The 13992-nt window shown below is 54.0% G+C and carries 16 protein-coding genes and 1 pseudogene; 8 read left to right on the top strand and 9 right to left on the bottom strand.

Translation table 11 applies throughout. The features are described from left to right. Positions 1-31 precede the first annotated feature (31 nt). On the bottom strand, positions 32-1201 hold the full coding sequence (locus PGR6_RS27785) for a mandelate racemase/muconate lactonizing enzyme family protein (protein WP_064621073.1): 1170 nt from the start codon (positions 1199-1201) through the stop codon (positions 32-34). 99 nt (positions 1202-1300) lie between these two features. Here PGR6_RS27785 and PGR6_RS27780 point away from each other — a divergent pair, with 99 nt between their 5' ends. Both PGR6_RS27780 and PGR6_RS30070 read left to right on the top strand, forming a co-directional pair. Continuing rightward, positions 1301-2176, top strand: a complete 876-nt coding sequence (locus tag PGR6_RS27780) for a LysR family transcriptional regulator (RefSeq protein ID WP_064621072.1) — start codon at positions 1301-1303, stop codon at positions 2174-2176. A 106-nt stretch (positions 2177-2282) separates the two neighbouring features. After that, entirely contained in the window at positions 2283-2615 is a 333-nt protein-coding gene (locus tag PGR6_RS30070) for a hypothetical protein (RefSeq protein WP_156523305.1), read from the top strand. Between the two features lie 286 nt (positions 2616-2901). On the opposite strand, the gene PGR6_RS27775 is transcribed toward PGR6_RS30070, so the two are convergent. From PGR6_RS27775 to PGR6_RS27750, 6 genes and pseudogenes are all read right to left on the bottom strand, one after another. Beyond that, complete coding sequence (locus PGR6_RS27775; protein ID WP_064621071.1) at positions 2902-3345, bottom strand: hypothetical protein; 444 nt, start codon at positions 3343-3345, stop codon at positions 2902-2904. An 88-nt stretch (positions 3346-3433) separates the two neighbouring features. After that, positions 3434-4765: a three-Cys-motif partner protein TcmP gene (locus PGR6_RS27770; RefSeq protein ID WP_064621070.1), complete on the bottom strand. Its 1332-nt coding sequence runs from the start codon at positions 4763-4765 to the stop codon at positions 3434-3436. Between the two features lie 16 nt (positions 4766-4781). Beyond that, a complete protein-coding gene (locus PGR6_RS27765; protein ID WP_064621368.1) occupies positions 4782-5525 on the bottom strand; it encodes a phage Gp37/Gp68 family protein in 744 nt (247 codons plus the stop codon). Between the two features lie 250 nt (positions 5526-5775). Further along, positions 5776-6942, bottom strand: coding sequence for a three-Cys-motif partner protein TcmP (gene tcmP, locus PGR6_RS27760; RefSeq protein ID WP_064621069.1), 1167 nt, complete (start codon positions 6940-6942; stop codon positions 5776-5778). Between the two features lie 552 nt (positions 6943-7494). Continuing rightward, a pseudogene (locus tag PGR6_RS27755) lies at positions 7495-8340 on the bottom strand (YifB family Mg chelatase-like AAA ATPase); the annotation flags it as partial. 123 nt (positions 8341-8463) lie between these two features. Beyond that, the gene (locus PGR6_RS27750; protein ID WP_019580492.1) at positions 8464-8649 is read right to left on the bottom strand and encodes a hypothetical protein; all 186 of its coding nucleotides are present in this window, start codon (positions 8647-8649) and stop codon (positions 8464-8466) included. A 249-nt stretch (positions 8650-8898) separates the two neighbouring features. Here PGR6_RS27750 and PGR6_RS27745 point away from each other — a divergent pair, with 249 nt between their 5' ends. Both PGR6_RS27745 and PGR6_RS27740 read left to right on the top strand, forming a co-directional pair. Continuing rightward, entirely contained in the window at positions 8899-9177 is a 279-nt protein-coding gene (locus PGR6_RS27745; RefSeq protein WP_026331819.1) for a type II toxin-antitoxin system RelE/ParE family toxin, read from the top strand. 8 nt (positions 9178-9185) lie between these two features. Beyond that, positions 9186-9491 carry a HigA family addiction module antitoxin gene (locus PGR6_RS27740; protein ID WP_030129123.1) on the top strand — a complete coding sequence of 102 codons (306 nt, stop codon included), beginning with the start codon at positions 9186-9188 and terminating at the stop codon, positions 9489-9491. A 51-nt stretch (positions 9492-9542) separates the two neighbouring features. Here PGR6_RS27740 and PGR6_RS27735 read toward each other — a convergent pair whose 3' ends face one another. Next, complete coding sequence (locus tag PGR6_RS27735; RefSeq protein ID WP_064621068.1) at positions 9543-10064, bottom strand: BRO-N domain-containing protein; 522 nt, start codon at positions 10062-10064, stop codon at positions 9543-9545. A 458-nt stretch (positions 10065-10522) separates the two neighbouring features. Beyond that, positions 10523-10783 carry an accessory factor UbiK family protein gene (locus PGR6_RS27730; RefSeq protein WP_008076132.1) on the bottom strand — a complete coding sequence of 87 codons (261 nt, stop codon included), beginning with the start codon at positions 10781-10783 and terminating at the stop codon, positions 10523-10525. A 416-nt stretch (positions 10784-11199) separates the two neighbouring features. Here PGR6_RS27730 and glnK point away from each other — a divergent pair, with 416 nt between their 5' ends. The 4 genes from glnK to sutA all read left to right on the top strand — a co-directional run bounded on the left by glnK (position 11200) and on the right by sutA (position 13975). After that, positions 11200-11538 carry a P-II family nitrogen regulator gene (gene glnK / locus PGR6_RS27725; protein ID WP_002555808.1) on the top strand — a complete coding sequence of 113 codons (339 nt, stop codon included), beginning with the start codon at positions 11200-11202 and terminating at the stop codon, positions 11536-11538. A gap of 35 nt (positions 11539-11573) precedes the next feature. Continuing rightward, positions 11574-12911 carry an ammonium transporter gene (locus PGR6_RS27720; protein WP_018927528.1) on the top strand — a complete coding sequence of 446 codons (1338 nt, stop codon included), beginning with the start codon at positions 11574-11576 and terminating at the stop codon, positions 12909-12911. A gap of 212 nt (positions 12912-13123) precedes the next feature. Beyond that, positions 13124-13549: a secondary thiamine-phosphate synthase enzyme YjbQ gene (locus PGR6_RS27715; protein ID WP_064621067.1), complete on the top strand. Its 426-nt coding sequence runs from the start codon at positions 13124-13126 to the stop codon at positions 13547-13549. Between the two features lie 102 nt (positions 13550-13651). Continuing rightward, positions 13652-13975: a transcriptional regulator SutA gene (sutA, locus tag PGR6_RS27710; RefSeq protein WP_018927530.1), complete on the top strand. Its 324-nt coding sequence runs from the start codon at positions 13652-13654 to the stop codon at positions 13973-13975. Positions 13976-13992: the final 17 nt, after the last annotated feature.

Here is a 13992-nt window from a genome sequence, read left to right as displayed (position 1 = left end):
CTCTGCAAAAGAAACCGCAGATCGAGGTTGATCAGCCTTCGCCTAGCTCGCGCATGACAGCGTACAAGGCTGACTTGGCTTCAAAGCCAACACCTGGAATATCTGGCAGGCCGACGTATCCATTTTCCACCTTGATTCCGTCGGCGAAACCGCCGAAAGGCTGGAACACGTCGGGGTATGATTCGTTGCCGCCGAGGTGCAGACCGGCTGCGATGTTCAGGGACATCTGGTGACCACCGTGCGGCACCACGCGGCGGGAAGACCAGCCCATTTCTTCCATCACTTTCAAGGTGCGCATGTACTCCACGAGCCCATAGGACAGGGCACAGTCGAACTGGAGGAAGTCGCGATCCGGGCGCATGCCGCCGTGACGGAGCAAGTTACGGGCGTCCTGGTGGGAAAACAGGTTTTCCCCGGTCGCCATGGGCAATTCATAGTGATTGGCAAGCTCAGCTTGGAGTGCGTAATCGAGCGGGTCACCGATCTCCTCGTACCAGAACAGGTTGTACTTCTTGATAGCTTCCGCGTAAGCAATACCGGTCTGAAGATCGAAACGACCGTTGGCATCGACCGCCAGTCGACGACCGTCACCTACCACTTCGAGTACCGCTTCGATGCGACGGATATCTTCGTCCAGTGGCACTGCACCGATCTTCATTTTGACGACGTCGTAGCCACGATCCAGGTAGCTCTGCATTTCTGCTTTGAGCTTGGTCTGGTCTTTGCCTGGGTAGTAGTAGCCTCCTGCCGCGTAGACCCAGACTTTGTCATCGGCCACGCCGTTACGGTATCGATCAGCCAGCAGACGATAGAGAGGCTTGCCTTCGATCTTGGCAACGGCGTCCCACACGGCCATATCAATGGTGCCGACTGCAACTGAACGTTCGCCGTGACCACCTGGCTTTTCGTTGGTCATCAGGGTCTTCCAGATGGCGAACGGATCCAGGTTGTTGTTCTCTTGGTCGATAAGAGTATCCGGATCAGCTTCCATGATTCGCGCCAGGAAGCGATCACGCATCAACGCGCCTTGACCATAGCGACCGTTGGAGTTGAAGCCGTAGCCAATGACAGGTTTACCATCGCGAATCACATCCGTGATGACCGCGACGACCGAGCAGGTCATCTTTGAAAAGTCGATGTAGGCATTGGCAATCGGGGAGGCAATAGAAACTGTTTTTTCACGGATGTCTACGATACGCATGACGGGTTCCTCTTGTTGTTTGTGGCCCCACGTTATGCTTTGCGATGACACCCGCCCAATGCTATTAATGCCGCGCCCTATGCACAGGAGGCATTGCCTTTGGAACTCGTTTGGCTTGAGGATTTTTCAGCGCTTGCGGAATACGGCAGCTTTGTTCGGGCGGCTGAGGCGCGCCACGTAACTCAGCCCGCCTTCAGTCGCAGAGTCCGTTCTCTGGAGAACTGGATGGGCGTCGAATTGTTCGTCCGAACCCCGCAAGGAGCGACCTTAACCGAGGCTGGAAGACAGATTTTACCTAGCGCTCAAGAGGCTGCCAGACGTTTGTACCGGATGCGTTCTGAGGCACAGGAAGTAGCGGGGATGGCCGCAAAAACACTGCAGTTTGCAGCCACTCATTCCTTGTCATTTACCTTCTTCCCAAGGTGGTTGAGAAGTGCAGAAAATGGCGCGCCAATAGATGCCGTACGTTTGCATTCAGACAGCATGGCTGTTTGCGAGCAGATGCTGATACACGGTCAGGTTCAATTCCTGCTTTGCCATCGCCACCCCGACGTTCCACCCTTGCTAGCCCCTGATCAGTTCACCGGGAAAAAGGTCGGAGAGGATGTACTCATACCCTTAGCGAGTGCCTTTGCCACTTTGGATACGTCCCCGGAAACATTGCCTTATTTGGCATATACTCAGGAATCGGGTCTAGGCCGCATCGTCGCTCACCGACTCCACGGCAAGGAAGACTACCTTCATCTCAAGCCGCTCTTTAGCAGTCATCTTGCAGCAGTTCTGATGTCGATGGCACTGGAAAACAAGGGCGTAGCCTGGTTACCAAAAAGCCTTACCGAGCAGGAAATGGCAGATGGACGTTTGGTCAGAGCTCTCGACGAAAGCTGGGATATACCGTTAGAGATTCACCTCACCCGACCTAAAGCTCCCATTAGCCGTTCTGCAGAAGAGTTTTGGGCTAGGTTGGGTGGGTAGATCCATCCAATGACCCCATTTTTTCACTTTCCAGCGGTGCTCTGGGAAGACAGAAAACTTGGCTGTTAGCACCTGATTGTCTGCTATTGGCCGAAAGCGGTCGTTCATGAGCGGCAGCTATTGGCCCAGGCTGTGTGAAAAAGCATGGACCGTTTTGAAGTCTGCATTGCTAGGTAAAATCTGCAACGTTTGGTTAGTCTCTCTATCCGGCTTCTGGCGCGGACTGAACAAAAACGACATTTTCCCTCTTTACTGGCTCGGCCTTTCGAGGGCTGATCAATATGCGCTTTCCCCAAGCTGGCAAGATTCGAAATCACCGAAATTTGCTTTATGCGGAATTATGCAAAAATTCATAATTTCTCTCACTGTCTGTTTGGGCAATGAAACCGAAGGGTGCAAGCTGCTGGTGAGCCGACTTGGCCTCACGCGTTGGGCCTAACTTTACAGTTGGTAAGTTTGGGGGGGGCGTCACATACCGCGTCAAACTTGCCTTAACAGTGGCTGAGGTCGTTAGTTGCTGCGGTTTCGGTCGCATTTATTTCTGAAAGCTACATGAAGCGTAAACAATCAATCTTGCCCACCGCCTGTGAGTTGCATCAATTTCCAATCAGTTGCATTTATTGCCAAATGTCACAGCGCTCCTATCTAAGGGAAACGGCTGTGGCTAGAGCCCTGTCCATCGGGAGTAGCGGCTGTGCAGACAAATTTTCTTGAGAGGAATGCCATTAATGGGGCATTACCTGATCTCGTCGCCAGATGGTTCCAGCAATGGCACCTGGCTTGAAGTCGATGATGCCTGCAGAACCCAGTGGAGAAGTGGCTTGCAGTGGAGGATCAAGACTGAGCGTTTGCCCGGTGCTGAGCTGTAGCTGTGTGAAATACACATCGTGTGAGTCATTGACCTTGTTGACCAGACGTCCAAACAAGCGGCTACCTCGCGCGATTGCCACGTTCTCGTAGTCGTCGTAAACATTCTCGTAGACCATCGCCGCAACATAGTTAGGGTCTACACGCTCCAGTCTCAGATTAAGGAACGTACCTTCAGTTACTTCATACGGCACGGTCACGGGTCGCTGAGCGATTGCCACCGGCTGTTGAGCCTGCGCCAAACCTGCAAAAAGCAATTCGAGAGTCACCGTAGTGGCCCAAATGAGTTTTTTACCTACCATCAATAACTCCTGACATCAGCGAGCCGCCGTGCAAAAAACAACTCGGTAATGGGCGAAAAAATATTTTGTGAATCTACTCGAGCGGTCTTCAATCGTCAGCGTCTGACTGCGCCTTACGAGGCACCGATACCGACGGGGTGAAAAACATGGTGCGTTGCGAGGCCGGCATCAAGATGTCAGTGGACTTGATGCTGCTGCCTTTTCGGCGCTTGGTTCGCCCATCCTTGTCAAAGACTTCGATGTCCTTGCACAGGATCGGCATGTGAAGCGCTTCACGAACGATGCTTTCGTTAGCCATAGTCCCGTTGGCCATGCCCCTCATCATCATTCCGAACGACTGGGTTGGCTGGTCGTAGATCTTGCTTGGCAGCAGTTCAGACAGCTCCGTCTCGATCCGCTTGCCGGTCGCGCCATCGAAGAAGTGTTCCTCACCGAAGCCCAGGTTTCGCTGATCGGTCACCTGGATGTCGCGCTTGGTGTCGTAGCCAACAAACAATGCAGGCGTCATGGAGTGCGAAAAGTGGTTGCCGTACTTCCAATGGATTTCTTTCATCACCGCATTGGCGCGATAGCTGTTGGCAAGGTGGATGAACCAATAAGTCCTTGGATTGGAACCGAAGGGTGTAATGAAAAAGACCGTCATGAATTCCGCGCCGCTTTCTTTCAGAATACCTTCTGCCAGAAATCTCTGTATGAGGTGCTGCCATTCACGACGCATCGTGGCCTTGAAAGAGGGAAGTTTTTCCCACGGAATGTACTTCTCAAGATCGATGTTTTGCAGTGCCTTGCGGTTTTCATCTCGTTCGGACAGATAGTCAATCAAACTGTCCACGTTGAAGGTTAATAAAACCTCTGCATTATCCACTTCATTGAAAATGGTTCGAATGCTCGAAAATGGCACATCTTTGTACGCGTATTGATCCAGCAGAAACAGCGCTCGTTCGGAAAGCTTGAATTTCTTGATTTGGTTAATCAGAGCGGGAAGAGCATTGGTAAAGCGCGACTTGAGCAAAAATACATTCTGGTCGATAAGATGGCTGTATCCCCTTTCAAAAAGCACGCCACGTAAATAATCGATATTGTCTTTCTTGATATCTACGAAATAGTAGTTGGCTGCAACCTCGCGATCTTGTCGCCTTAGAATGTTGAGCTCGGCGACGGTTTGTCGCACGGTATCCAAGGCAATGATCGGTGAGCCGTAGTGGATGCCCACACCGTCGTCATCTTGGTAAACACCACCTCCACAGAAGCCGTCGATGATATTTATCCCGATCTTGGGGATTCGCTGATTGCTCATCACGACTGTGATGTAAGTGCGAATATAATCCTCAATGATTTTGTGCTTTATCTTGCTGTGCGGGTCAATCTGGGGATACGTTCCTGTGAAAATATTCCATTTGTATTTTTCATCCTTGGCCATGTCGTCTGTCCCTAACTCAGGCTAAATTCAAAAGAGGTATCTCATCCCAGGTTTGACCGTTCAACAGTCGCCCATTGGCTTTCTTCGAGCGTTTGACGCCGTCTGCCCCCCAGCCTCCCCATTGTTTGAAGAAGAAGGCCGAGCCTGATGTATCGCACTGGCGATGAATGTTATCGACCCATTCTTGTTGCATTGGGCGTGCCTTGTTACCTGACTCGCCACCGACAATCACCCAGTGGATGTCGGTCAGATCGATCTCGCCTAAATCTTCCAGAAGAGGTTCTGCCGAAAGAAACCTGATTGTTGCATTGACCCGACGCAGGCAATCAATACGAGGAACACCGTATGCCTTGTCCTCAACCGAGACGCCCAGCCAGGCATTGGTCGGTGGAGTGCGCTTACTAAAATAGTCTGCGAGTCTTTCGGCCCGTTTTGTCAGAATTTGGAAGGTATGTTGCGTTGCTTCGCGAATTACCTCAAAGACCTGATCGATATAATGATCCGGGACTTTTTCATGAAAGAGGTCAGACATCGAATTTACAAAATAAATGGTCGGCTTTTTGCGCTGAAGTGGTTCTCGCAGTTTTTCCGGGCGCAGGCTAAGCTTAAATCCATTCTCGTAACCTGGCGTACCCATCGCTTGCAAACGATGGGCCATGTTTTCTGCATAACAATGCTTGCAGCCCGGCGATACCTTGGTGCACCCAACAATAGGGTTCCAAGTCATTTCAGTCCATTCAATGCTCGTCTGGGTACTCATTGCACTTTCACTCCTGTCGTCATGCAGGAAAGTCTTAATCATGGGTTTGAAATAGCACTCGCCACTGAAGAGGCGGCGCATATATTCTAATCCCTGCCAAGTTTCAAGCATACCACAAAGCTTTCAAAAAACTAGGCAAATAGTCTGGCGACATAAATAAAAGTCACTTTAATTTGATATATAAGACAAGCGGTGACGAGTTGGATTTTACTTATTGCTGCTCATGGGTATCACCAATGAATTGATGAGATCATTCTGCGCAAAGTGCCCAACGCTCGCTTGCTCTTGGCCAATTAGGTCGGACAGGTTTTTTTGTCCGACTTTTAACGTCTGTATTCAAGTTGTATATCTTTCCTTCCTTCACGAGTTCTTTAAAGGCGAGCTGGAAGTCCGTAGGGTATAGGTCCGTTTCTTCTAAAAAGTCCGCCCAGCACTCATTGTCTATGAGCATCGGGCTCGTCGAGAGCTTTGTGAGCAAGTAGGTCTTTGCAAGCGTTCGATTGTCTTGAGCACCCGTTGCCTCAGGCGGCTCCTCGATGGTGCCAAACAGGTCGTCGATCGGCGCGCGTTTGCTCGATTGTTGTCGCAATTTTGTCTCAAACTGACTGACGCGTTGAATCATGTGCATTTGCTCGGCGGCTTCTTTAAAGACAATCAGGCCTTTTGGATGTCGGGTGAGATAAATCAGGAAATACAGCACACGATCCATCCCGGGACGTTCCACCGTCACGTGTGCCGACCTGCCACCGTAAAGGCTTCCAATCGCCTGGCGGTACTGCGTGACGATAATGCGCTGTCGCTCGGTCGCCGACTCTCTACCCGAAAAGCTAACCGGTTTGCCCAACAGCTCTTCCACGTTTGCCTGCTGGGCTTTCATCGACATCGCTCTGTTGATGAAGTCATACATCAGGTTGATGAGGAACTCTGCTTTGTTTAACGCCAGTAGTGGAGCAAGCACCGGAGCGTTGATGACCTTGCGCCACCCTTTAGGGTCGATAAAAAAGAAGGTGAAGTTATGCGATGCCCACGCGGCAATCTCAGGAATTTTGGTGGTGTAATCGCCCTGGATGCAGTCTGCTGCAACGCAGGAGTTCGAATCGCTGTCGAGAAAGCTTTTCAGCTTTGAGAAAGCTTCTTTGTTTTTCTCGATGTATAAGGCACGGAATTTAACTTTGCAGCCGTGGACCTCTTCGAGCGACTTGGCGCAGTCTTTCATCAGCTTCAGTGAAATGCCGATAGAGGTGTCGCGCAAATCCTCAGATTCTTCAGACCACGGACCAGCGAAGCAGTCTACGTAATTGATGACTGTTTCATTTCTGCCAATAATCATGAAAAGCCGTTGGAGATAGGTCTTTAGAATCGTGTGCTTTACGTAAGCCTGTTCCCGACCATGGTACTCCACTGGTATCGCCGCCATAACACTTCCCTGTTGATGCGCTCGCTCACTGAAGCCGGTCGAACGATATGGATATTTCGTAGTGGCGATACGATATCTGAGCCGTTGCGGGATGGCTACGGTGGAGACGCCCTCGATCGGCGCTAGCCAAGTGGTTACGCCTGCTAAAGATTGACCCTAGCAGTCGGGCCAAGCCGATAGAAACAGGCTCGCTACGACACATGAATGTGATCGCCAACGAAAAAGTCGCTCGATCTCGCACGCTACCCAGATCTGGCAGCTAGGACTTGGAAAGCCGGGCGGAAGCATGACTTCAGAGTCCAAAAAAAGCTTTATGCACAATTATGCAAAAAAACATAATTGCTATGAGGTATAGCTGGGCTACGAATAATGGGGTGTGTTGGACACCGGCTCTAAGCAGTTCAACTTGCAGATTTGAAAGGCACGCGCGCTCGAAGAAGTGAGTGAAACCACAAGCTGAGGCAGGTACCGCGAGAACCGCGGTGAAACGCGTAACCCCCAATGTTTTCTCAGTTTATTCCTTGTTTTCTCTTTTATTTCTTTTTGTCCCAAGCCGCCACCCACCAGTGCCGGGCCTGAGGCGGAGTGGTGGGGTTGTCGGAAGGGGCGCTGCGGCCAATGACTCAACGGCACACAACTGGCGACCGATTGAATCGCCGCGACTTCCAGTGCTTCGCTCTCGGCCAATGGCGGTAACAACCCCGGCAGACGACTCGCCAACAACGTTTTTCCTGTCCCCGGCGGACCGCTGAACAGCAGGTTATGAGCCCCCGCCGCTGCAATCAGCAAGGCTCGCTTGGCCGCAAGTTGTCCCTGAACTTCATTCAAGTCGGGATAGGGTTTGCTGGCGTAGAGCAAACCGTTGGAAGCGTAGGGTTCGATGGGCGTGTGACCATTGAAATGCGCGACCGCTTGAAGCAGATGATCCACCGCAATCACCTTCAACCCCGACGCCAGGCAGGCTTCTTCAGCGTTCGCTAGCGGCACCACCAGCGTGCGCCCGGCCTTGCGCGCCGCCAGCGCCGCCGGCAACACCCCGCGAACCGCACGCACCGCGCCCGACAGCGCCAGCTCTCCCAGGCACTCCACGTCATCCAGCGTCAACGTCGGCACCTGCACGCTGGCCGACAGAATCCCCAAGGCAATCGCCAGATCGAACCGCCCGCCATCCTTCGGCAAATCGGCGGGAGCGAGATTCAAGGTGATGCGCCGCGCTGGAAATTGCAGCCCCGAATTGATGATCGCGCTACGCACCCGATCCTTGCTTTCCTTCACCGCCGCCTCGGGCAGCCCGACCATGGTCAGCGACGGCAAGCCGTTAGCCAGATGCACTTCGACGGTGACGGCGGGCGCATCCACGCCGACTTGGGCGCGGCTGTGGACGATGGAGAGGGACATGGTCGTTCCTTGAGCTGACGGGGAACCGCTTCCTGCGGGTTTTTGAAGGGTAGACGGGGAGTGAGGGTTTAGCGTGGCGGCAAGGGAAGGAAACTTTCGCAGGATGTTGCGAGTTTTGGTGAGCTAATCCGGGAGCTTCGTCAGGCTCGTGCCTGCAAGCCAGCCACTCGGTTCAAGTTCTTTGCCCTGAGCAGCGGCGACATCAAAAAAGCGGCGTTGATTGGCCGATACGCTCCCGGCTAACCGGAGTGCCTCAGCATGATATTTAGTGGCGAGTAACAGTTTGGCTTTTTGTTTTTTAGATTTCATAGCGACCTTTTCGATTTGTAGATTGGTTTTTTTGGGTCAGTCAGCTTAAGAGGTGGACACGGTTTTGATGCAATGGGAATTGGCGCTTGTTTTTGTAGGATTCGGCTGGATTTCGAAAGCCTTCTGAAGGGCTCGGGTAGTCCTTTTCCTAAAGTTTTGAGAGGGGGACCAAGAATCGCAACACCGCGTTTGCATTAGTGAATTCAGGTTATACACTCAAGATTAATGCATAACGTTAAGCTTTAAATTATGATCGTTGGCTTTAAGTGTTCTGAGACCGAGTACCTGTTTCGCAACGGAAAGACCCGTATGTGGTCAGCCATTCTGAGTGTCGTGGAACGAAAGCTGACGATGCTTGATGCTGCTGCGGTGCTGATGGACCTTCGATCACCACCAGGCAATCGATTGGAGGCGCTGGAAGGAGATCGAAAAGGTCAGCACAGCATCCGCATCAACGCTCAATGGCGAATTTGCTTTGTTTGGGGTCTTAACGGACCAGAGAATGTCGAAATCGTCGATTATCACTGAGGTGAGTAATGACTAAGAATGGTATGCGCCCGGTTCACCCTGGCGAGATCCTCAAAGAGGAATACCTGGAGCCTCTGAGCCTTACGGCTGCAGCCTTGGCCAGAGCGTTGAGCGTTTCGACGCCTACGGTGAACGACATCGTACTTCAGCGTCGAGGTGTCAGTGCCGATATGGCTCTAAGGCTATCTATCTGCCTGGACACGACTCCCGAGTTTTGGCTGAACCTGCAATCGACATACGATTTGCGAAAAGCCGAGATCGAACGAGGGGCTGCGATCCGGGATCAGGTTGAGCGGCTCCCGCACTGCGCCTGAACCTCTGTTCCTGAACGAACCCCACGCGATAAACGTGGGGTTTTTTGTCGTTCAGAATGCCTGGAGTATTCGTGACGCACGCTTCCACCACGGAGCATTGACCATACTTCGCGGTCGCTCCTCATTCGGCAGCAGTTGCGGAACATCCTGCAACCGAATCCACGGCTGGTTATTCCAGTGCAGCAAACTCAACGACATCTGCGGCCAATTGAGCAGGCTCAGAATCGGGCGTTCGATTGAGGTGGGATGTTGGGCGTCTCTGAGGGCTGGGACCACGTCGTGGGTCAGCCATTCGCGCAGGCCTCGGTATTCGGGGCAGTAGTGGTAGACCAGTAATGCGTAGACGCCGGATTCGCTGATCAGCAGTGTGTTTTCTACAGTGCCGTGGATGAGCATTTGCAGATTCTGGTGTTGGTCGGGATCGAGTTTGCGTAGCGCTCGTTCGTCGAGGAAGAGGCGGAGCAATCGGCCGAGGTCGCGGGCGCTGAACCAGGCTTGGTTTTCGAGGAGGAGGGCGTGGAGGTGGAGTTTGTGGCGGGTGAAGATGTGGGGGATTAGATAGTTTTCGTCCATGGTGCAGTTCTCGGGATCAAATGAAGAAAACTGCCTCTGATCGTCGCCAAACGAAAAAGGTGGCAGCCATGCGCGGGTTGGCGAACCGGTGACGCCCGAAAACCGGCAGACCCGAAGGTCTCCCACGCATAGCCGCCATAATTCGAGATGGGAACAAATTCCTCGGTCGAATGTGGTCGCGGTGCGTCGGGGTCTTCCGGGTCGCCAAACCCAGAGCTGAACATTCAGCTGGGGATGAGCATAGAAACTGGAGGCCTTACGACGCAATCGGACGGCGGTGGTGTTCTTTGTAGGACGTTGGCGGGATGTTTGCGAGGCTAAGGATCAAAAGATCGCAGCCTTCGACAGCTCCTACAAAGGTGGTCTGTCCAGTATGGGAGGGCTGGTAGACCGAGGCGCCCTCATTCGCGAGCAAGCCCGCTCCCACAGGGAATGCATTTCACAGAAGAGTCAGTGCGTTACTCGGCAGGTGGATTGAGCTTCGCTTCCAGCTCCGCCACTTTCGCCTCCAAGCTCTCCAACCGGGCGCGGGTCCGCGCCAGCACAACCATCTGGCTGTCGAATTCTTCACGGCTCACCAAGTCCAGCTTGCTGAAGCCGCTCTGCAACAAAGCCTTGAACTGGCTTTCGATTTCGCTTTTCGGCAGTGGGGTGTCGCCGCTGAAGAGGCGGGAGGCGGTGCCGCTCAGGGCGTCGAGGAAGTCTTTGGGCGCGAGCATGGGAAATGTCCTGTCAACAATGGCGGGCAGTGTATCACGCAGTGTCTATAGTCAATCTCGAAGGCTGGGATGCACGCTTTTCGCGCATACGAGTGGGCGGCCGCGCACTGTTGTTGTGCGTAACCGTTGCGTCAATCGGCTGGAGAGGTCTGCGTTAGCGGCCAAGGGCTTGAAATCAATGGGTTTTGGATAGATGGCAAGCTTTCTGCTTAGTCGCTGGTGACCCATGCACTGATGCAGTCGCTGTGACGAATGCAGTGCGCCAAGCGGAACGGGGGAAGTTTCGTGCGGAGTGGTTAGCTGGCGTCGGATGGGCAGGTAAGGCCGACGATGCGTTACAAAGCCAGGCACTGCGCTTAGACTTGAGTCGGGTTTGTTTTCCTGGGGCAAGTCCACCAATTCGGGAGAGAGTTTTCATGAAGCTAGTCACTGCCATCATCAAGCCGTTCAAACTGGACGACGTGCGCGAGTCGCTGTCCGAGATCGGCGTGCAGGGCATTACCGTTACTGAGGTCAAAGGCTTCGGTCGGCAGAAGGGTCACACCGAGCTGTATCGCGGCGCGGAGTACGTGGTCGATTTTCTGCCTAAGGTGAAGATCGATGTCGCCATTGACGACAAGGATCTGGACCGGGTTATCGAGGCGATAACCAAGGCCGCCAACACCGGCAAGATCGGTGACGGCAAGATCTTCGTGGTCAATCTGGAACAGGCGATTCGCATCCGTACCGGCGAAACCGATACCGACGCAATCTAAGCCGCCACAAACCCAACGCCCCAGGAGAAAACAAAATGACTCTGCGTAAATTCGCAGGGCTAGGAGCCCTGTTGTCCATCGTAATGCCTGGCCTGGCCATGGCGGCAGATCCGGTGGCGCCTCCAGTCCTCAATTCCGGCGATACCGCCTGGATGATGACCTCGACAGCCCTTGTGCTGTTCATGACCATCCCCGGCCTCGCGCTGTTCTACGGCGGCATGGTTCGTTCCAAAAACGTTCTTTCGTTGATGATGCAATGCTTCGCCATTACCGGCCTGGTCACCATCCTGTGGTTCCTTTACGGCTACAGCATGGCGTTTGACACAACGGGTATGGAAGCTAACGTCGTCAACCTCAATTCGTTTGTCGGCAGCTTCGCCAAGGCATTCCTCGCCGGCATCACGCCTGCCAGTATTACCGGCCCCGCGGCGCTGTTTCCCGAGGCGGTGTTTGTCACCTATCAGATGACCTTCGCCATCATCACCCCCGCGCTGATCGTCGGTGCTTTCGCCGAGCGGATGAAGTTCTCCGCAATGCTGGTGTTCATGGGGATCTGGTTCACCCTGGTTTACGCGCCGATTGCGCACATGGTCTGGAGCGGTCCGGGTTCGCTGTTGGGCGACTGGGGCGTGCTCGACTTCGCAGGCGGCACCGTGGTGCACATCAACGCCGGTGTGGCCGGGCTGATCGCCTGTCTGGTACTGGGCAAGCGTAAAGGCTTCCCAACCACCCCGATGGCTCCGCACAACCTCGGCTATACCCTGATGGGTGCCGCGATGCTCTGGGTTGGCTGGTTCGGTTTCAACGCCGGTTCCGCTGCCGCAGCCAACGGCACTGCCGGTATGGCCATGCTGGTGACTCAGATCGCTACCGCCGCCGCAGCCTTGGGCTGGATGTTTGCCGAGTGGCTGACCCACGGTAAACCGAGCGCACTGGGTATCGCTTCGGGCGTGGTGGCCGGTCTGGTTGCGATCACTCCGGCGGCGGGTACCGTTGGCCCGATGGGCTCGATGATCATCGGTCTGGCAGCGGGCGTGGTGTGCTTCTTCTGCGCCACGACTCTGAAACGCAAAATGGGTTACGACGACTCCCTCGACGCTTTTGGCGTGCACGGTATCGGCGGTATCCTCGGCGCGATCTTGACGGGTGTGTTCGCTGCACCGTCCCTGGGTGGTTTCGGCACCGTCACCGACATCGCGGCTCAAGTCTGGATTCAGTGCAAAGGCGTGGGCTTCACGGTGATCTACACCGCGATCGTCACCTTCATCATCCTCAAGGTGCTGGACGCTGTCATGGGTCTGCGCATCACCGAGGAAGAAGAAGCAGTCGGCATCGATCTGGCGCTGCACAACGAACGCGGCTACAACTTGTAAGCACGCCTATAAAAAATGCCCGGCTTGCCGGGTATTTTTTTGTCTTGATTTTGTCAGTGAAGGAAAGGCTGAAAGGTTTTTTCATACACGTTCAGGGGCGTTTACAACGGGTGTTTTTCTGCGGCCAATGGCTTACACGATTGAAGGAATATTAGGGCCTTTGTTTTTTCCCAGAGCGCGCTAGAATGCGCCCCGAACGTGCGGAGAACTGTATGTGGCTACAGACTCTGATTACCTTGCGGGCACGGCCCCGGGGCTTTCATCTGGTAACGGACGAGTTACTCGCCGGCTTGCCTGAACTCAAGGCGTGTCGGGTCGGTCTGTTGCATTTGTGGCTACAGCATACCTCGGCGTCGTTGACCATCAACGAGAACGCCGATCCGGCGGTACGTCGCGACTTCGAACGATTTTTCAATCGTCTGATCCCACAAGGAACGGACGACTATGAGCATAACGACGAAGGCCAGGACGACCTCCCGGCGCACTTCAAGGCCAGCGTACTTGGCTGTCAGCTCAGTTTGCCGATCTCGGCAGGCCGACTGGCGTTGGGAACCTGGCAAGGCGTTTATCTGGGCGAGCACCGTGATCATGGCGGTGCCCGTAAAGTCCTCGCCACCGTGCACGGTGAAGGGGAATAAACCGCTGGTCACCAGCGGTGGTTGAATTTTTTCCGGCGGCCTTCGACAGAAGGCAAAGCTGGGCTATAACTAATCTGCTTTTCGCAAGTCATGAGGTAGAACATGAGCGACGATGATCTGGAAAACGACGACCTCGAAGTAGGCGACGACGACGAAACCGAAGAAGGCCTGGAAGCGGCGGCTGAAGACGTCGCTGAAGACGACGGCGGTGATGTGCCCGTTCCGACTGCCAAAGGCAAAGCCAAGGCAGCGGTATCGGTCGATGAGCTGCCGAGCGTTGAAGCCAAGAACAAGGAACGCGATGCCCTGGCCAAGGCCATGGAAGAGTTTCTGGCACGGGGCGGCAAGGTGCAGGAAGTGGAGGCCAATGTGGTCGCCGATCCTCCCAAGAAGCCTGATAACAAGTACGGCAGCCGGCCTATCTAAGCGCCTGCTTCCTGCTT

The organism is Pseudomonas sp. GR 6-02, assembly GCF_001655615.1.
In the GTDB taxonomy this organism is placed as follows: Bacteria; Pseudomonadota; Gammaproteobacteria; order Pseudomonadales; family Pseudomonadaceae; genus Aquipseudomonas.
Note: the sequence above shows the minus strand (reverse complement) of the source record. Positions and strands in the feature narration are given on the sequence as shown.